This is a genomic window from Peptoniphilus sp. HMSC075B08, from assembly GCF_001815405.1.
Taxonomy (GTDB): domain Bacteria; phylum Bacillota; class Clostridia; order Tissierellales; family Peptoniphilaceae; genus Peptoniphilus_A; species Peptoniphilus_A harei.
This window is the reverse complement of sequence record NZ_KV820448.1, coordinates 165,685-185,812: the sequence shown is the minus strand read 5'-3', so window position 1 is coordinate 185,812 and position 20,128 is coordinate 165,685. Positions and strand designations below refer to the sequence as shown.

At 30.4% G+C, this 20,128-nt stretch carries 18 protein-coding genes; 2 read left to right on the top strand and 16 right to left on the bottom strand.

The features are described 5' to 3' along the window. Positions 1-4 precede the first annotated feature (4 nt). The 14 genes from miaA to der form a co-directional block, all read right to left on the bottom strand. A complete protein-coding gene (gene miaA, locus HMPREF3023_RS04505; RefSeq protein ID WP_070701156.1) occupies positions 5-916 on the bottom strand; it encodes a tRNA (adenosine(37)-N6)-dimethylallyltransferase MiaA in 912 nt (303 codons plus the stop codon). Then, a complete protein-coding gene (gene mutL / locus HMPREF3023_RS04500; protein ID WP_070701154.1) occupies positions 917-2,788 on the bottom strand; it encodes a DNA mismatch repair endonuclease MutL in 1,872 nt (623 codons plus the stop codon). It abuts the gene before it with no gap. Beyond that, a complete protein-coding gene (mutS, locus tag HMPREF3023_RS04495) occupies positions 2,785-5,397 on the bottom strand; it encodes a DNA mismatch repair protein MutS (RefSeq protein WP_070701152.1) in 2,613 nt (870 codons plus the stop codon). Before mutS ends, mutL begins: the two co-directional genes overlap by 4 nt. After that, a complete protein-coding gene (gene miaB, locus HMPREF3023_RS04490; RefSeq protein ID WP_070701150.1) occupies positions 5,387-6,787 on the bottom strand; it encodes a tRNA (N6-isopentenyl adenosine(37)-C2)-methylthiotransferase MiaB in 1,401 nt (466 codons plus the stop codon). The genes mutS and miaB overlap by 11 nt, the downstream gene beginning before the upstream one ends. An 80-nt stretch (positions 6,788-6,867) precedes the next feature. Continuing rightward, on the bottom strand, positions 6,868-8,244 hold the full coding sequence (locus HMPREF3023_RS04485; protein WP_070701148.1) for an NAD(P)/FAD-dependent oxidoreductase: 1,377 nt from the start codon (positions 8,242-8,244) through the stop codon (positions 6,868-6,870). 10 nt (positions 8,245-8,254) lie between these two features. Next, complete coding sequence (locus tag HMPREF3023_RS04480; RefSeq protein WP_070701146.1) at positions 8,255-9,148, bottom strand: RluA family pseudouridine synthase; 894 nt, start codon at positions 9,146-9,148, stop codon at positions 8,255-8,257. Between the two features lie 3 nt (positions 9,149-9,151). After that, positions 9,152-9,607, bottom strand: a complete 456-nt coding sequence (gene lspA / locus HMPREF3023_RS04475) for a signal peptidase II (RefSeq protein WP_070701144.1) — start codon at positions 9,605-9,607, stop codon at positions 9,152-9,154. Positions 9,608-9,618: 11 nt separating this feature from the next. Continuing rightward, entirely contained in the window at positions 9,619-10,401 is a 783-nt protein-coding gene (locus tag HMPREF3023_RS04470; RefSeq protein ID WP_070701142.1) for a YlmH family RNA-binding protein, read from the bottom strand. Further along, on the bottom strand, positions 10,395-10,850 hold the full coding sequence (locus HMPREF3023_RS04465) for a cell division protein SepF (RefSeq protein WP_070701140.1): 456 nt from the start codon (positions 10,848-10,850) through the stop codon (positions 10,395-10,397). The genes HMPREF3023_RS04470 and HMPREF3023_RS04465 overlap by 7 nt, the downstream gene beginning before the upstream one ends. A gap of 9 nt (positions 10,851-10,859) precedes the next feature. Continuing rightward, complete coding sequence (locus HMPREF3023_RS04460; RefSeq protein ID WP_070701138.1) at positions 10,860-11,570, bottom strand: YggS family pyridoxal phosphate-dependent enzyme; 711 nt, start codon at positions 11,568-11,570, stop codon at positions 10,860-10,862. Between the two features lie 9 nt (positions 11,571-11,579). Then, on the bottom strand, positions 11,580-12,827 hold the full coding sequence (locus tag HMPREF3023_RS04455) for a biotin/lipoyl attachment domain-containing protein (protein WP_070701137.1): 1,248 nt from the start codon (positions 12,825-12,827) through the stop codon (positions 11,580-11,582). Between the two features lie 51 nt (positions 12,828-12,878). Further along, the gene (locus HMPREF3023_RS04450) at positions 12,879-13,886 is read right to left on the bottom strand and encodes an NAD(P)H-dependent glycerol-3-phosphate dehydrogenase (RefSeq protein ID WP_070701135.1); all 1,008 of its coding nucleotides are present in this window, start codon (positions 13,884-13,886) and stop codon (positions 12,879-12,881) included. Continuing rightward, entirely contained in the window at positions 13,883-14,473 is a 591-nt protein-coding gene (gene plsY / locus HMPREF3023_RS04445) for a glycerol-3-phosphate 1-O-acyltransferase PlsY (protein WP_070701133.1), read from the bottom strand. Before plsY ends, HMPREF3023_RS04450 begins: the two co-directional genes overlap by 4 nt. Continuing rightward, a complete protein-coding gene (der, locus tag HMPREF3023_RS04440; RefSeq protein WP_070701131.1) occupies positions 14,470-15,810 on the bottom strand; it encodes a ribosome biogenesis GTPase Der in 1,341 nt (446 codons plus the stop codon). The genes plsY and der overlap by 4 nt, the downstream gene beginning before the upstream one ends. Before the next feature lie 107 nt (positions 15,811-15,917). Here der and HMPREF3023_RS04435 point away from each other — a divergent pair, with 107 nt between their 5' ends. Together HMPREF3023_RS04435 and HMPREF3023_RS04430 are read left to right on the top strand one after the other, a co-directional pair. After that, on the top strand, positions 15,918-16,697 hold the full coding sequence (locus tag HMPREF3023_RS04435; RefSeq protein WP_070701128.1) for a threonine/serine exporter family protein: 780 nt from the start codon (positions 15,918-15,920) through the stop codon (positions 16,695-16,697). Beyond that, complete coding sequence (locus HMPREF3023_RS04430) at positions 16,694-17,173, top strand: threonine/serine exporter family protein (RefSeq protein WP_083315512.1); 480 nt, start codon at positions 16,694-16,696, stop codon at positions 17,171-17,173. The genes HMPREF3023_RS04435 and HMPREF3023_RS04430 overlap by 4 nt, the downstream gene beginning before the upstream one ends. A gap of 69 nt (positions 17,174-17,242) precedes the next feature. On the opposite strand, the gene gatB is transcribed toward HMPREF3023_RS04430, so the two are convergent. Both gatB and gatA read right to left on the bottom strand, forming a co-directional pair. Continuing rightward, positions 17,243-18,673, bottom strand: coding sequence for an Asp-tRNA(Asn)/Glu-tRNA(Gln) amidotransferase subunit GatB (gatB, locus tag HMPREF3023_RS04425; protein ID WP_070701126.1), 1,431 nt, complete (start codon positions 18,671-18,673; stop codon positions 17,243-17,245). Then, positions 18,670-20,121, bottom strand: coding sequence for an Asp-tRNA(Asn)/Glu-tRNA(Gln) amidotransferase subunit GatA (gene gatA / locus HMPREF3023_RS04420; RefSeq protein WP_070701124.1), 1,452 nt, complete (start codon positions 20,119-20,121; stop codon positions 18,670-18,672). The genes gatB and gatA overlap by 4 nt, the downstream gene beginning before the upstream one ends. Positions 20,122-20,128: the final 7 nt, after the last annotated feature.

Genomic DNA, 20,128 nt, shown 5'->3' with positions numbered 1-20,128 from the left:
TAAATCATCGGTCTAATTTACTATCAATATAGCTTTCTATTTCTTCTAATAAATTATCCGATTCCCTATCAAACCATTTTATTCTTCCGTCCCTTCTAAACCAAGTTAATTGTCTCTTGGCATAGTGTCTGGAATTCTTTTTTATAAGATCAATCATCTCAGAATATTCAATTTCACCTTCAAGATATGAAATTACTTCTTTATATCCAATAGCCTTTAGTGATTGAGAGTTTTTGTCCAAGCCTTGGTCTAAGAGAGATCTAACCTCATCTACGAGGCCAAGCTCAATCATTTTATCAACCCTACTATTAATTCTCTCATAAAGTCTTTCTCTATCCATGTTAAGGCCAATAAATATTAAATTATAATCTTCATTTTCTTGACGAAAATTATTTTCCTTTTCATTCCCACTTTTTAAAATTTCTAAAGCCCTTATTATTCTTTGACCATTGTTGGGGTGAATCTTTTCTGCCATATCTTTGTTAAGATTGAGAAGTTTACTATAAAGAAATTTGCTACCTTTTTCTTCTAATATTTTTCTTAACTCATCTCTATACTCATAATCTGCCTTTGTTTCTGTAAAATCAAGATTATAAACTATGGAGTTAATATAAAGGCCAGTTCCTCCAACAAGAATTGGAAGACCTCCCCTCCTATTTATATCGCTAATTATTTCTTTAGCTTTAAATTTAAAGTCAGCTACAGAAAAATTTTCATGAGCTTCTAAGATATCAACCATATGATGGGGAATATCTGTCTTATCTAAGTCTACCTTTGCCGTTCCAATATCTAGTTTTTTATAAATCTGCATGGAGTCACTAGAAATAATTTCTCCCTTATACTTATTTGCAAGTTTCAGAGAAATTTCTGTCTTTCCTATTCCAGTTGGCCCAGTAATTATTAATAAATTTTCCATTTATTCCCTCAAAAATAATTTTGAAATAGTGTGCTTTGATACTTCTACTATTGTAGGTCTTCCATGAGGACAAGTATAAGGATTTTCACAATTTTTCAAATCTCTAATTAGAGCCTCTATCTCAATGTCTGATAGGTCATCTCCTGCTTTAACAGAAGCCTTACAAGCTTTTCTCATTATCTTATACATATCTGCTTCGTAATTTGATGATATATCTTTGTCTAAAGAGTCAATTATATCTCTTATAAAGTCCACATAGGTAGGTAGTCCAAATATCATTGGCACTTCTCTTAAGACAATAGATCTGTCTCCAAAATCTTCAATTTTAAATCCAAGTTCATTAAATAAATCAAAGTAAGTTAAGATTTTATCGTACTCTATTTGATTTAATTCAATAATTTCAGGCTTAATTAAAATTTGTGAAGATATTTCGCTATTAAGATACATTTTTAAGAATTTTTCATAGTTTACTCTTTCGTGAGCAGCATGCTGATCAACAACAAAAACTTTTCCATCTCTTTGATTTTCTAAAAGAATATAAGTCTTGAAAAGAACTCCACTAATTCTAGTATTTAAAAGGTCTTCATCAATGCGGCTAGCTCCATCATCATATAAGAAGTTCTTTTCTTCACCCTCTATCTTACTATCTGATGCATTATCTTTCGTTACAACTTCTCTATATAATAGAGCTTCTTCATTAAAAGAATTATTATCTTGTGATTTTATATCTTCATCTTTTTCTATTTCCCATAGACTTTTAAGATTATTATTTCTAGAATCTTCTTTTTCAATTAAATCAGAAGTTTCTTCTGTATCATCTTCATCATCAAAAATATCAAATACATTTACGTTTTCTTTCTTATCTTCTAATTCAATTTCTCTTATAGACCTATTTGGATAAATTACTTCTTCAACAACTTCGGATAAAAGAGCTGTTAAAATATTTTCATTGGAAATTTTTATTTCATTTTTCTTTGGATGAATGTTCACATCAATTAATTTAGGATCAATATCTATATAGAGAACAAAAACAGGATACCTATTAAGTGGTATTAAAGAATTGTAATTTTTTTCAATGGCTCTAGAAATATTTATGTCTCTTATAAATCTGCCATTTACAAAAATATACTGACTATCTCTATTAGACCTGAAAAGTTTATTGTTGGAGAAAAATCCTCTTATTTTATAGTTTTCTGATTCAAATTTTCCTTCATTTAAGGATGAAGCTATTTCTGAACCAAGAATTGAAAATATCCTATTAATTGGATCCTTGTCACTTCCAGTATTCAAAATAGTCTTACCATCTCTAATTAAAGTGAACTTTATATTATTATTTGATAGGGCAATTTTTTGAACAATATCAATGATGTTATTAATCTCTGTAGAATCTTTCCTTAGGAATTTCTTCCTAACAGGAGTGTTGTAAAAGACATCATTAATTATAAAAGTCGTTCCCTTTGGCATTCCCACCTTGTTCTTTTTAATAATTTTTCCATTTTCTATGATTAGAGAATTTCCTGCCAAATCATCTTCCCTTTTTGTCATTAGTTTTATCTTAGAAATGTTTGAGATACTTGCTAGGGCTTCTCCACGAAAACCTAGAGTCCTAATTTTTTCCAAATCTTCTATTACTTGAAGCTTTGATGTAGAATGACGAAGGAAAGCAAGCTCAAGGTCGTCCTCTGAAAAACCTGAACCGTTATCTGATACCTTAATATAATTAGTGCTTTCGCCTCTCAACTCAATAAGAATATCATCAGCTCCTGCATCAATGGAATTTTCCACCAATTCTTTTACTATAGACGCAGAATTTTCAATTATTTCACCGGCTGCAATTTTTGATATTGTTTGTTCATCTAAAAGTTTTATCATTTTAACTCCTTAGATTGTTTAACTATTTCATCTAATAAATTAAATGCTTCCATTGGACTTAGCTCAAGGATATTTATTTCTCTCAATTTATTAATAAAATTTTCCAATTCTGGATTGGATTTCTCTTCTCTAATAAATTCTTTATTAAGGTCTATACTTATGCCTTCATTTTCTTTTTCAATAATAGCTAAAATATCTTTTGCCCTATTAATAATTCTATCATCAATACCTGCAAGCTTCGCTACATCAATTCCGTAAGAATTATTTGTAAAGCCCTTTATTATTTTTCTCAAAAAGATAATATCATCTTCTTGTCTATCTACTGCTATAGTTAAGTTTTCTACAGAATCATATTTCTCCTCGAGGTGGACTAATTCATGGTAGTGGGTAGCAAAAAGAGTTTTAGCCTTAATATTTTCTGCAATATATTCTATTATTGCATTGGCTATAGCAAGTCCGTCAAAGGTACTTGTTCCCCTTCCAACTTCATCTAGTATCAAAAGTGAATTTGATGTCGCGTTTTGAATTATATCTGCAACCTCTTTCATCTCAACCATAAATGTCGATTGACCCATGGCCAAGTTATCACTAGCTCCAATTCTTGTAAAAATTCTATCTACTAAAGAAATATTACAAGAGTCGCAGGGTACGAAGCATCCAATGTGAGCCATTATAGTGATAAGAGCAACCTGTCTCATATAGGTTGACTTACCTGCCATATTAGGTCCTGTAATTATATGAATCATATTATTTTTTGTATCAATATAGGTATCATTTGGAACAAAAAACTCATCTTTTATATATGATTCAACTATTGGGTGTCTCCCTGCTTTTATTTCGATAAACCCTTCATTGTTAAAGCTTGGTCTTACGTAATTGTTTAAATTTGAAACTTTTGCTAAAGATAATAGAGAATCGAGCTTCGAAAGTTTGTCTGCAAGTATTTGAATCCTATAAATTTCTTTACCAATAAAGTCTTTTAGACCATTGTAAATTTCTGCCTGCATACTCAAGGCTCTTTCCTTAGATCCAAGCAGCTTACCTTCCATGTCCTTTAGTTCAACTGAGAAAAATCTTTCGGATCCAACTAAAGTTTGTTTTCTAATATAATCTTCAGGTACTTGGTCTAAAAAAGATTTCGTAACTTCAATAAAATATCCTAAAATTTTATTGTGTTTAACTTTAAGTTTCTTAATTCCAGTTCTATTTCTTTCTCTTTCTTCAAATTCTAGTAACCAGTTTTTGCCTTCTGTCGCAATCTTGAAAAGTTCATCTAAATCCTTTGAATATCCTTCTTTAATAATCCTATTTTCCTCTATTACAACTGGTGGATTGTCTATTAAAACTTTATTTATTTCACTATATATATCAGACAAATCTATAAATTCTTTGGTTAATAAATTCAAACATTCATTGTCTTGATCTTCTAAAATTTCTTTTATTTTCTTAGAATTTTCAATTGTTGACTTAAGGGAATAAAGCTCACGTGGATTTATACTTCCATTAGATATTTTTACTACAAGTCTTTCGATATCGTAGACTTCTTTCAAAATTTTTTCAATCTTATCTTGTAATAAAAGGTCCCTCGTAAAGGATTCAATAATGTCTTGTCTCTCTTGAATTTTATTTAAATCAACTAGTGGACTTTCCACCCATTTTTTTAATTTTCTAGATCCCATAGAAGTACTACACTTGTCTAAAACATCTAAGAGAGATCCTTTTTTTGAGAAGGTATTTAGGCCTTTAACAACTTCAAGAGTTCTCTTGGAACTTTCATCTAAAAGTAAGAAATCATAGTTGTTGTAATAAGATATACTGTTGATATGCTTTAAATTAATTTTTTGTGTTACAACTATATACTGTAAAATTTTTTTAAGTGAAGTATAATAAGAAATTTTATTGTCAGATATAAAAGATTTTAAATTGTTTTTAAAGTTATCACTGAAATACTTTCCAAAATCTTTAAATATATTGCTGTCTTTGAGATTGCCAGCTATATAAGGGTTAATAAAAATATTATTTTTTTTAATTTTATTTTTAAAGCTTTCTAATTCATCCTCATTTATTAAAATTTCGTTTGGACTAATCCTATCAATTTGATCTTGGAGAAATCTAAATAACTCCTTCTTAGATAAAAAAGTCTTTTCAGTAAAATAAATTTCTCCTGTTGAATAATCTGAATAAGTTAAATTTAATGAATATCCCTGAATAAAAATTGATAAAAGATAGTTATTAGAATCACTTTTCAAATATTCTGTGTCTGTGAAGGTTCCTGGTGTAATAATTTGTGTAACTTCTCTCTTTACAATTCCTTTAGCGAGTTTGGGATCTTCGACTTGATCACAAATTGCAACCTTATAACCCTTGTCTATAAGCTTTGAAATATAAGAAGAAGCTACGTGATATGGAACACCACACATAGGGGCCTTTTCTTCTAAACCAGCCTCTCTTCTTGTTAGAGTTATCTCAAGTTCTCTTGATGCCAAAAGTGCATCATCAAAAAACATTTCATAAAAGTCTCCAAGTCTAAAAAATAATATAGCATCTGGATTTTCATCCTTTACAGCAAGATATTGCTGCATCATTGGAGTTAATTTTTCACGATTCAACCTTCTCACCTACTAGAGAAAAACTATTAGCATCTTTAATCTTTACTTTAACAATATTTCCAACATCATTTACATTTCCATCAAAGTTAACTAATTTAAATTCGTCAGTTCTTCCACTAACTTTACTTTCATTCTTTTTAGAAATGTCTTCTACAAGAACATCTACTTCCCTACCAATAAAAGCCTTGTTTTTCTTTTCTTGAATTGGATATAGTACATCAAGAAGTCTTTCAAATCTTTCATGCTTTATCTTGTCAGGAACCTGATCTGTCCTATTTGCAGCAGGGGTATTCTCCCTAACTGAATAAATAAAAGTAAAGGCTGTATCATACTCAACTTTTTTAATCAAATCGAGGGTATCCATAAAGTCTTCTTCCTCTTCTCCTGGAAAACCTACCATAATATCTGTTGAAAGTGCAATGTTTGGATTTACATTTTTAACCTTATCAATTGTTCTTAGATAATCTTCCTTTGTGTACTTCCTATTCATCATCTTAAGAACTCTTGATGAACCTGCTTGGACTGGAAGGTGTAAAAAGTTAGATAATTTATCAAGATTCTTAAAAGAATAGATTAATTCATCAGAAATATCCTTAGGATGGGAAGTCATAAATCTTATCCTTTCAATGCCCTTGATATCATTTATTCCTTCTAAGAGATTAGAAAAAGTAAATTTTTCATCAAGAGTCTTTCCATAAGAATTGACATTTTGTCCAAGAAGTGTAACTTCTTTAGTCCCATGTCTTGCTAAATCTTCAATTTCCCTAATAATTTCCCCAGGTCTTCTACTAGTTTCTCTTCCCCTAGTATAAGGGACTATACAGTAAGAACAGAAATTGTTACAACCATACATAATATTTACATAGGACTTAAAATTATAAAGTCTATTGGCTCCAAGATTATCATCAATACTTAGGGCATTTTCTTCAATATCCATAGCAAGTTTTGTCCCATTATATGATTCTGTTAAAAGTTCAGGTAGTTTCCAAATATTGTTTGTTCCAAAAATTATATCTACATTAGGAAACTTTTCTATTACATAGTTTCTAGACTCATCCCTTTGCATCATACAACCACAAACTGCTATTTTTATATTTTTCTTTTTTGATTTTAAGTTTTTTAAATTTCCCAATTGTCCGTAAACTTTATCTTCTGCAGAATGTCTTACTGAGCAAGTATTTACAATAATAAAGTCTGCTTCATCAATCTCATTTACAAAGCTATATCCCATTTTTTCAAGAAGCCAAGCTATCTTTTCTGAGTCATGTTCATTCATTTGGCAACCATGAGTTATAACTAAAGCTTTTTTCTCATCAATGTTTTCTTTTATGTTTCTTATATATTCATTTACATTATTATTTAAATCGTTAATTAATTCTTTATTTTCCATATACATCCTCATTTCATATCTTTATATTATAACTGAAAAATAGCCACTTTATCAAGAAAAGAGTATGCATATGCATACTCTTAAGATAGTATATTATTTAAATATCTAGCAACATAAACACCACATGCCGATGCTTGTGAAAGTGAGTGAGTGGCACCTCCGCCATCTCCTACAACAAACAATCCTTCAACTGAAGTCTCAAAATTATTATCTGTTTCAACTCTTGAATTATAGAACTTAACTTCAACACCATATAATAGAGTGTCGTCGTTTGCAGTTCCTGGTGCAATTTTATCAAGAGCATAAATCATCTCAATTATTGAGTCCAATTGTCTCTTAGGAATTACAAGAGATAAATCACCTGGAGTTGCCTTTAGAGTTGGCTCTGTGAAACACTTCTGCATCCTTCTTTCATCAGACCTTCTGCCTTTGACTAAATCTCCAAATCTTTGAAGGAGAACCCCTCCCCCTAACATATTAGATAATTTAGCTATGGATTCTCCATACTCATTGGAATCTTTAAAAGGTTCAGTGAATTTATTACTAACAAGAAGTGCAAAATTTGTGTTTTCTGATTGTAATTTAGGATCTGCGTAGGAGTGACCATTTACAGTTATAATTCCATTGGTATTCTCAGCAACTACTTGACCATAAGGGTTCATGCAAAAGGTCCTAACAAGGTCATTATACATTTTTGTTTGATAAACTATTTTAGACTCATAAACTGCATCTGTTATATGTTTGAAAACTTCTGCAGGTAGTTCAACCCTTACACCAATATCAACTTGGTTGGAAAACAAATTAATGTCAAATTTTTTACAAATTTCTGAAATCCATTTAGATCCACTTCTTCCTGAAGCAAGTACTAATTTTTCACAGGAATAAGTTTCTCCCTTATCACTTGTTAGGATAAATTTATCTTTCTTTTCAACATCAACAATTGTAGTGTTAAATAACATTTCAACTTTATCCCTGGTCCATTCATAAACTTTTTCAAGAATTTTAATATTTCTATCAGTACCAAAGTGTCTTACTTTAGCGTCAAGAAGATGAAGGTCGTGCTTTAGGGCAAGAGTTTTTAAATTTGATGATTTAGTTTCATATAACTTTGATTTTTCACCATCAAATTCGCAAAGAACTTTATCAACATATTCCATTAGCTCAATTGAGTCTTCCTTTCCAAGAAAATCATGCATTTGTCCACCAAAATTAGTTGTAATGTTATATTTTCCATCAGAAAGGGTCCCTGCACCACCATAACCATTCATAATATTGCAAGGATTACAAGAGATACAATTATCAACTTTTCCAGTTTTTATTGGACACTGTCTTTTGTATATTTCATTTCCCTTATCTATTACTAAAACCCTTAAGTCCGAATTCATCTTTTTAAATTCATAAGAAGCAAATACACCTGAAGCACCTGCTCCTACAATTATTACATCATAATCTTTCAATTTGTATCTCCTAATTAAATTTTTCCATAAAATCTTTAAATCTTTGAGGAAACTTATCTTCTATTTCTAATTCTTTCCCATTAATTGGGTGTTTAAATTTAAGTTTATAGGCATGTAAAAGCTGTTTATCAACTTTAAATTTATTTTTCACACCATATACATAATCTCCAACTATTGGATGGTTTACATAGGCCAAGTGAACCCTAATTTGATGAGTCCTACCCGTATGTAAATGAACATCTAGAAGAGTAAACTTGCTAAAATTTTTTAAAACCTTGAAACTAGTTGAAGCTTCTTTAGAATTTTCATAAATAACTTTCATTTTAATTCTATTGTTAGGATCTCTTCCAATGGGTTCGTTTAGATCAAAATCTTCATAGATATTTCCTTGGCATATAGCAAGATAGTGTTTATCTATTTGTCGATTTTTAAACATATCCACCAACTTATAATAGGCCTCATCTTTTTTTGCTATAATCATAAGACCTGAAGTATCCTTATCAAGTCTATGAACTATTCCAGGCCTATCTTTGTCAATTGGGTTTGAGAGTTCTTTAAAAGAATATAAAAGTCCATTTACTAAAGTTCCACTTTTATTTCCTGCTCCTGGATGAACAACAAGGGCTTGAGGTTTAGAAATGACTGCTAAATAGTCATCTTCATATAAAATATCAAAGTTAATTTTTTCTGGATAAAGTCTAAAGTCATCCTCATATTCAACGAAAATTTTATCACCTTCTTTTAAACTATATCCAGCCTTTTCTATTTTTTTATTTGCTAAAATATTACCTTCTTTTATATTTTTTTTAATTTGAGATCTGTTGATTTCAATTTTTCCATCTAAAAATTTATCTAGTCTTAATCCAACAGACTCCTTATCAACGATAAAAATGTTCTTATACATGGCTCACCTTTTGTTATCATGGAGAAGTATACCTATTGATATCAAAATTGTTCCAACTACTATAAAAACATCAGCAAAGTTAAAAATTGCAAAGTCGTATCCAAAAAATTTCATACTAATAAAATCAATTACATAATGAAGCCTGATTCTATCAATAAAGTTTCCAAAAGTACCTCCAATTAATAAGCTAAAACTAAGAAGATAAATAAAAGGAACTTTGTTGTAGTTCTTGAATAAGAATATAATAAGTATTAATAAGACTGCTACTGTGATAACTGCAAATAGTGACCTAAAACCTTGGAGTATTCCAAAAGCTGCTCCTCGATTTTCTATATAATAGAGTCTTAAAAAATTATCTATTAAGACAATAGAATTCTCATTAGCTAAATTAGTTGCAGCAAGGTATTTTGTGAATTGATCTACAATAATTAAAATAATACTAAATATAGCAACAAACATATTTTCTCCCCTTATTTATTTAATCTCACGATTAATACAGAATTTCCTTTTTTAGTATTTCCTTCAAGGTCATATAATCTAAATCGACCGTAATGCCTTACAGAGACTAAATCTCCTAGCTCTAATTCTAAATGTGATCTTGTTTCTTTGGCAAAATTTACCTTTACAAGTTCAGCTTGTATCATATCTTTCACTTTTGACCTAGAAAGATTGAAAACTTTTGAAATTAAATTATCTAGTCTAAAAGAGGAAACAATTACCTTTTTATAGTCATATTCCTTCTTCGGAAGACCACTTATATCATCTTCTCTTGAAAGCAATATGTTGTATTTCGAAACTTTAGTGAGATTAATTTCTATAAAATTTGAAATTTCTCTTTTAACAAAAAAATAAGTGAATTTTTCTCCAATTAAAATATCACCTATTTTTCCTCTGTCTATACTTAGACCTAAAATAGATCCAAGTACATCACCATGTTTAATTTTATTATTAGTTTCAAATTTGAATAGAACAAGATCATTGTCTTCATTTTCATACCTATAGGCAGGGTATATGTAGATAATACTAGATTCACTATCTTCATATCCCCCGTCTATTTCATATGACACTTGGTCTTTAAATCTATTCAATATGGAAATAGATAAATTAATCTCATGAGGATTTAGAAAATCTGTTGAAGTTGAAATATGATTATTCATAACAGATTCCATTTTGTCGATTACTTTTCTAATAGAAATCTTTTCTTCGGGTCTATTTATATGATTAATTAAATCTATTCTATTTAAATTTACCAAGGGAACATTCCGTTATTTTTAAGTTGTTCCTTTAATCCGTCAATTTCTACATTGTTTGGTGCAAGTATAAAAATATCCTTGTTTACCTTTTGCATCTTGCCATCAAGAGCATAAAGAGCTCCACTAACAAAATCAAAAATTTGTCTCTTAACATCAACATCTAATTGTTCAAAATTAAGAACTACTGCTTTAAAATCTCTCAAATCATCAACTATAAGGGGAGATTCATCATAAGATAGTGGTTCATGAACTGTAATTATCATGTTGCTTGCTGATACTCTAGACTTTGTTGCTGGTTTGTGGCTAACTGGTTTAGAAGGAGTATAAGCTGGTTCGATTGCTTCACTTTCACTCACTTCATCTTCAAATTCTTCATCAAAATCTTCATATTCATATTCGTCTGCAAAACCAAAGATTTTCTTTAGTTTATCCATAGTTTTTTCTGCCATAATATCCTCCTAATTATAATTTCTATTTCCAAAAAGTTTAGAGCCAACTCTAATCATGTTGGATCCTTCTTCTATAGCTAATTTAAAATCATGACTCATTCCCATTGATAGATACTTCATTTCTACATTTTCATAATCCTTTGAAGCAATTTCTTCAAACTTATTATTCATTTTTTCAAATAATTTTCTAAGTAAGACTTCGTCTTCAGTATTTGGTGCTATAGCCATGAGTCCCTTAATATTAATATTTTTAAATTCAAGAAGTTCATAAATAAAATCCTCAGTATCTTCGTACTTTATTCCAAACTTGCTGTCCTCATTTCCAATATTAATTTGAACTAGACAATCAACTTTTATGTCATCTTTTTTTGCTCTCTTGTCAATTTCTTTTGCTAGTTTTATTCTATCAAGAGATTGAATTAATTTAACTTTATTATAAATATATTTTACTTTATTAGTCTGTAAATTGCCAATTAAATGGAAATTTAATTCATTATTTTTTAATTTTTCTTTGATTTTTTCATCTTCAATTTTAGATACAAGTTCTTGTACCTTATTTTCACCAAAATCATGAACACCGAGATTATTAAATTCTTCAATCATTTCAACAGGGTGAGTTTTAGAAACTGCTATTAGTTTAACATCTCTTTTAAAATTAGATTTATCCTTAGCTATTTCAATATCTTCATAAAGTTGTTTTAAATTATCTTTTAAAACCAATTTATCACCTCAATTTAATATTCTTGATTCATCAACAGTTTTTGGATTTATAACTATTGCATCATTTACAGTTAATGTCTTGTATGATTTTTCTCCGATACTAAAGACAGATTGTTTGTTACCTCTATTAATAAATACAGTATCACTTGATTCACTGACAATATCAACTGGCACAAATTTAACAAGACCTCTGATTTCCTGTACATAAACTCCTGTAAGATTATTTCTTTCAATTAAAGTTGATTTAGGTATTTCAAAACCCTTGGTCTTATTTACAATAATTTTACCTTCATGAATTCTATTTGAATACATATTTTCAAAATATCGATCTAAACTGATAATTATAACTGCATGATTTTCATCTTTGTTAATTCTTTCAACAATTCCATATATATCTTCTATATCTGGAATTTGTATTTTTACGGAATCTCCAATATTATAGTTTGCTATGTTTGATACATTTGAAATAGTACAAGCCACTTTCCAGTTTAAATTATTCATGATTTTAAAAAGTGGATCGCCATTCTTTACCCTAGTTTCCATCTCAAGATTCTTAAAGTTGTAGTTTTTATTTAAGTACTTATATGTAAACTTATCAAGGTCTTTTATATCAAAATATTCTTCATTCCCATCAATTTTGTATGATACAATCCCACTAAATTCTGTCAAATAAGAAAAATTATATTTTGAAATTTTTTCTTCTAATTCTTCTTTTTTAACATTTAGTGCAGCATCAGAAAGTTCAAGGTATTCTTTTAATTCCGCTGTATTAATGTTTTCATTTATACCATTATCTGTTGAGTTTATATCGTAATAAACTCCTGTAAAATCTTTATTTTTTATCTGTTCCTGTAAATTTTTAGTGAAAGTTTTTGAGCTCTCTTTCTCAAGAGGTTCTATGCCTTGTTTTATTTTTATAGCTGCTTTTATTTTAGCTAACTCATCTTTTAGAGATGATACATCACCCATAAGATTTAAGTTTGCGACTTCATATCCAGATGGTACCTTTTGACCTTCACTAGCGTGAAAGACCACAACTCCATCTCCATTTGCAAAATAAGCTTTCTCTTCAAAAATATTATATACTCTTGTGTCAATATCTTTTTCAAAAGTAGTTAAAGTTGGGAAGATTGTCTTATAATCATTAACTCTATTCCCTCTTATTAACTTTCCAAAAATCATTAGCAAAAATAAAATAATAATAAGAGCAAATACCCTTCTTTTTATATATTTATTTTTATTTCTAAAACTGCTCAAAAAACCACCTATTTACCAAGTTATTATAACATAAACTCTTATAATAAGATATTATCCAAAAAAGATTTGCTCTATTTCACCCTTGTTTTTTCTAGTCATAAGCTCATAAACTGCCTTATTAGGATCGTATCCTTCATACAGAACCCTATAAAGAGCATCTGTTATTGGCATTTCTATATTTTTTAAAGAAGCAAGCTTGTATGCTGACTTAACAGTTTTTACACCTTCAACGACTTGACCAACTTCTTTACATGCATCTTCCATAGACTTCCCTTCTCCAATTAATATGCCTGCTCTTCTATTTCTTGAGTGCATGCTGGTACAAGTCACTATTAAGTCACCAATTCCTGATAATCCGTTAATAGTATGTGGATTTGCTCCTAATGAAATACCCAACTTATTCATTTCATATATACCACGAGTCATGAGTGCTGCCTTAGTGTTATCTCCATAACCTAGACCATCGTTCATACCAGCGGCTAAAGCAATAATGTTTTTTAGTGCACCACCCATTTCTACCCCTACAAGATCAGGATTTGTATAAATTCTAAAAATTGGAGTAGAAAACTCATGTTGAATAATTTGAGCTACTTCAAGATTTTCAGAAGATGCAACGACAGTTGTTGGTATATCCTTTCCAACTTCTTCTGCATGGGAAGGCCCTGATAATGCCACAAAGGGATTGTCTTTTAATATTTCGGATGAGATTTCTGAAATTCTATCTAAAGTCTCTACTTCTATTCCCTTTGAAAGGTTAACAATTATAGTTTCCTTCGAAATCTTACCTTCAATTTGTTTTAAAATATCTCTTATACTTGATGTTGGCACAGCAATTACAAAGACATCTATGTCACTTAGAACACTTTCCAAATTATTGGTTAAATTAATATCTCTTTCAAATTTTGCTCCAGGAAGATATTTTGTATTTTCTCTATTTTTTCTAATGTTTTCAATTACTTCCTTGTTCCTAATATAGAAGTTTAAGTCATGACCTTTATTTGCTAGTAATCTTGCTATTGCAGTACCCCAGCTTCCGCCACCACAAAGAGTTATCTTCATTTCCTTCCTCCTATTTTATTCTCATTTCCTGCAATTATTCTTTTAATATTGTCCTTATGTCTAATAATTCCTATTAATGCAATAATGTCTATAATTAAAATATTAGACATCACAAGGTTTGACATAAAAGAGTAGACAATAATAATTGAGACAAAAAATAATATTGAACCAACTGAAACCATTTTTGTTAAAACAGTTCCCAAAACCCAAACAACATAACAGATTAGGGTTAATGGAAAGTTAAATAGGGCCAAGGCTCCTAAAGTTGTCGCAACACCTTTGCCTCCCTTAAACTTCATATAAAAAGGAAAATCATGACCTATTACTGCTCCTAAAATAGCTAAAGGAACAAATTCATCTCCAAAAATTCTTCTTATTATTAGAGTAACCAAGGCTCCCTTTAAAAAATCTATTAAAAAAGTTAGGACCCCTGCTTTTTTCCCTAAGACTCTCATGGCATTTGTTGTGCCAGCATTTCCTGATCCGTACTTTCTTATATCTTTATTAAGAAATAAATTGCCAATTATATAAGAACCTGAAATGGTTCCAACAAAATAAGAAATTAATAAAGTTAGGATATAATTCATCTTCTAGGTCCCTTATCTGATCTTGAGTTTGTCCTATTCTTAAGTTCTAAAATTATTGGTGTGCCATCAAAAGAATAAGTATCTCTAATTTGGTTTTCAATATATCTAAGGTATGAGAAGTGGAAAAGCTCCTTGTCATTAACTGATAATAAAAACTTTGGTGGTCTAACACTAACTTGAGATCCATAATACAGCTTTCCTCTCTTACCCTTGTCAGAAGGTGGTTGATTCATTAAAACTGCCTTATTTAAAATATCGTTTAACACACCAGTTTGGATTCTGTGATTGTAATTGTTATTTACAAGTTCAATCATATCTAAAAACTCGTCAACTCTTTGTCCAGTCTTTGCTGAAATGAAAACTATGGGAGCGTATAGGACAAAAGGTAATTCTTCTCTGATTTTTTTTTCAAAATTCCTCATTGTCTTTGTTTCTTTTTCAAGGGCATCCCACTTGTTTACAGCGATTATGATTGCCTTATTATTATCATGTGCATATCCAACAATTTTCGAATCTTGTTCAGTTACACCTTCAAGAGCATCAATCATAAGTACGCATACATTAGACCTTTCAATGGCTGTTAATGTTCTTATTACTGAGTATCTCTCTACACCTGGAGCAATTTTCTTTTTCTTCCTAAGTCCGGCTGTATCAACAAAGATATATTCATTATCCTTATATTTTATAAGAGAGTCTATAGAATCTCTTGTTGTACCTGGAATATCTGTTACTATAGACCTGTTTTCTCCTGTTAAATAATTTAATAAAGATGATTTACCAACATTTGGTTTTCCAATTAAAGTAACTCTTATGTTATCATCTTCTTCCAGCTCATCAAGTGGAGTTAGTCCATTACATGCTTCGTCTAAAAGATCTCCGACTCCTGTACCTTGTTCAGCACTTATTCCAATTGGATCACCTAGACCTAATTCATAAAAATCATATATATTTTCTTTTGTTATTTTTGAATCGTACTTATTTACTGCTAGTACAACTTTGGTTTTTGTCTTCCTTAAAAAATTAGAGATTTCTCTATCTGTAGGATTAACTCCCTCAGCACCATCAACAACAAAGATTACAACGTCAGATGTTTCTAAAGCTATATCAATTTGTGCTTTAATATTTGACATAAACACATCTTCATCTTTGAGGTCAAGTCCTCCTGTATCAACTAGCAAAAATTTATAGTTAAGCCAAGTTGCAGGCTGATAAATTCTATCTCTAGTAACACCTGGAGTATCTTCAGTTATTGATACCTTTCTTCCAACTATCTTATTAAATAGTGTAGATTTGCCTACATTTGGTCTGCCAATTATTGAAATTATGGGCATTTCCATATAATCACCCCTATCTTAATTATTATATCAAAGGAGAATATTTTATTCAATTTACTAATTCCATTGAGAATAAAAAAACTCCATAGTATAATTAGCTTGGTGATGAAATGGCTAAGGTTTTAAATAATATAAAGGACGCTAAGGACTTAATGAACTTGTCACTGTATACTGGAGCTCTTTTAATTCAAAACGGCGCCGAATCTTATAGGGCCGAAGATACAATTGAAAGACTTTGTAAGTCAGTTTCAAACATTTCTAATGTATCAGCCTACGCCCTTCCCTCCGCAATTTTTATTTCTATGGAGTTCGAAGGGGAAACACTTAGTAACTTTAGAAAAATAACAATTTCTGATACAAATTTATATAAAATTGACAGGGTGAATTCTTTCTCAAGAGAATTTGTTTCTCGTGATTTATCAATAAAGGAAGCCTATGACAGGCTATTTGAAATTGATGGCACAGAAGAAAATCCTAAAAAAATTTATTTAGGTGGTGGCATTGCTGCGTCTTTTTTCTCAGTTTTATTTGGAGGAGACATTAAAGACTTTACTGCAAGCTTCTTTATCGGGATACTTATTCCAATAGTTTTAGATAAACTTTCTTATTTAAAACTTTCTTTCTTTATAAATAATATTATTTGTGCCTTTGTCACATCAATACTTGCAATTATATGCGTACACTTTGGACTTGGCTCAAATATAGATATGATAATCATTGGTGTTATAATGCTTTTAGTGCCAGGTGTTGCCATAACAAACTCTGTTAGGGATATTATGAGTGGAGAATTTATTACAGGGGCAATAACAATGATAAAGGCCTTCTTTATCGCTCTTGCAATTGCTTTTGGAGTTGGTGTTGGTCTTAAGATAATGAGGTATATATTATGATAAAAAAAAGTATTGTACAATTCTTCTTATCAACACTTGCAACATATGGCTTTACAACTTATTTTAAGCTCCCAAAAAGAGTTAGAATAATAACCTCAGCCCTATCAGGATTTATTTGGGTGGTTTATGAACTTTTATTTGATTTCAGTAACAATTATATGGTTTCTTACTTACTGTCCTCTTTTTTAATAGGAGTTTGTTCCGAATCCTTTGCAGTTTACTTTAAAAAACCTGCAACAGTCTTCACACTTCCTTGTTTAGTTCCACTAGTACCAGGAGCCGGCATGTACTATATTATGTATTATTTTATAGAATCCAATTATGCAGTTATGAGAGAACATGTTATAAAGACTACTTTAACAACCTCTGCACTGGCGTTAGGAATAGTCTTGTCTCAAGGTATTGTAAGGATAATTAGAGAATTATTTAGAAATTATAAAAATAATAGAGTAAATAATAATTTAAGTCATGAGTAAATTATATTAAAAGACCCTAGGCTATTAACCTAGGGTCTAATTTTTTATATTTATCTAAAAAGTCCTTACTTATCTTTCATTTAACTTTTTAACTAACATTTCATTTGCAACTTTTGGATTAGCCTTTCCTCTCGATTTCTTCATAACTTGTCCAACTAAGAATCCAAGAGCCCTATCCTTACCTTCTTTAAAGTCAATAATTGATTGTTCATTTTCATCTAGAACTTCGTCTACAATTTTTTCTATAGCAGAATGATCTGTCATTTGTACAAGACCTAGTCTTTCAATTATTTCCTTTGCTCCATCTCCAGTTTCAAACATTTCTCTTAAAACTTTTTTACCTGCATTATTACTAATTTTTTCGCTTTTTATAGAATTTAGAAGTTCAATAAATTCTTTGTTTTCAAATGGTAGTTTAAATTCTTCATTATCTGAGATTTCAACTCTTCTTAAAATTTCTGTTTGAATCCAATTTGATAAAAGAGTATAATCTTTAAAATCTTTTGCGAGTTCTTCAAAGAATTTGGCAAGTTCTCTTGAAGAAGTTAGTACTTGTGCGTCTTCAACTGTAATACCATAAACTTCAACAAATCTTTCAACCATTTGCTCTGGTAGTTCTGGCATATTGTCAACCACTTCTTTTATTTCTTCATCTGTAATATGAACTATTGGAAGGTCTCCTTCTGGAGCAAACCTATAATCATTGGCAGTATACTTAACTCTCATTAGGACAGTTTCATTTTTCGCGTCGTCCCATCTTCTTGTTGTCTTGATTTCATCTTCATGATTTTCAAGAAGCTTAATGTGTCTTTCTACTTCAAAATCAATGGCCTTTTCAACGCCTCTAAAGGAGTTAAGATTTTTAACTTCTGTAATAGCAGTTTTTTCTCCTGTTTCCATGTCCTTTACATTTACGTTAACGTCACATCTTAGTGATCCTTCTTCCATCTTACAGTCAGAAATATCTAAGAACCTAAGTGTTGACTTTAATTTTTCTAAAAATTCACGTGCTTCTTTACCACTAGAAATATCCGGTTTACTCACTATTTCAATTAGAGGTACTCCACACCTATTGTAGTCCATAAGTGTTTCATTATCTTCTGTATGAAGGCTTTTTGCTGTGTCTTCTTCCATTTGAATTTGGAAAAGTCCAATTTTTTTCTTTCCTTCATCTGTATCAATTTCAAGATAACCATCAGTACAAATAGGTTTATCATTTTGTGTGATTTGGAAACCCTTTGTTAGGTCAGGATAAAAATAATTCTTCCTGTCAAATTTAGATTTATTGTTAATAGTACAATTAAAAGCAGTTCCAGCCATAATAGTATAGTTAACAACATTTCTATTTAAAACTGGCATTCCACCAGGAAGTGCCAAACATACTGGACACACATTGGTGTTCGGTTCATCCCCAAAGGAGTTTTTACATGAACAAAAAGCTTTTGTCTCAGTGGAAAGTTCAACGTGAATTTCCAATCCTACAATTGTTTTATATCTCATTTGTTTAAACTCCTTTCAAATGCTAATGATGCTTGAATAAGGTCCTTATCCTTAAATCTTTTACCTGTAAATTCTATTCCTACAGAAAGTCCATCTTGACCTGCTGGCATTGGTAGTGAAATTGAAGGAGAACCTACCATGTTAGCTGGTATAGTGAATAAATCTGCTTGATAAGCTTCAACTGGACTCATATTGTCATCGATTTTAAAAGGCAGTGTTGGGAAAGTTGGACATACCATAAAGTCATAATCCTTAAACATCCTGTCCATATCTCTTTTAATTAATCCTCTTACTTTTAGAGCCTTATAATAATACTCATCTGCATTATCCATTGATAAAATATGTGTACCAATCATAATTCTTCTCTTAACTTCATCACCGAAACCTTCACTTCTTGAAGCACGGTACATTTCTTCTATATTTTCAAAATTCTTATCTGTTCTATGTCCATATCTTATGGAATCAAAGCGGGCCATATTTGAAGCAATTTCACCATTAACTAAGATGTTATAAGTTTCAATTGTATGGTTTAACGAGTCGATATCATATTCATCAACTTCAGCACCATTGTCTCTTAAAATTTTTATTGCCTTTTCAAATTCACTTCCAACTCTTTCATTTAAATCCATATCTAAACAAATCTTTGGAATAGCAAATTTTTTGCCCTCTAAGTTTTTAATTGCATCATCAGAAAAATCAAATTCAAAATTTAAGCCAGGGTTTCCAACAGAAGTTGCATCTCTTTCGTCTCTACCTTCTATTACGTTAAACATCATTGCAAGGTCCCTAACATCATTTGCAATTACACCTGGTTGATCAAAAGTGTTTGCCATTGATGACATACCAAACCTAGAAATAGAACCGTAAGTAGGTTTCATTCCCACTGTCTTACAGAAACTAGACGGTTGTCTAACTGAACCTCCTGTATCTGATCCAATAGAAATAGCAGCCATATTTGCACTTACAGATGCAGCTGAACCACCTGAAGAACCACCAGAAACTCTAGTTGTATCAAGTGGGTTTTTTGTCACTCCAAAATAGGAAGTTCTTGTTGATGCTCCCATGGCAAATTCATCTAAGTTAACCTTACCTAGAATTACACCATCATTATCTTTAATTTTTTTAACTAATGTTGCATCATAAGGAGCGATATAATTTTCAAGCATCCTTGATCCACAAGTCATTTTTATATTTTTTACAGAAATATTGTCCTTAATTGAAATTGGAACACCTGCAAGTTGTGACATTTCTTCTCTGTTGTGGAATTTTTCATCTACTTCTCTTGCCTTCTTTAGAGCCTCTTCTTCTGTCACTGTGATGTAGGCATTTATTTCTTTATCTTTTTCCTTAATGCTCTCTAAAAATTCTTTTGTAACTTCTTCACAGGAAAAATCCCTATTTCTATATCCTTGGGCTATCTCCCAGGCCTTTAACTTACTAAAAGTCATGAGTCCC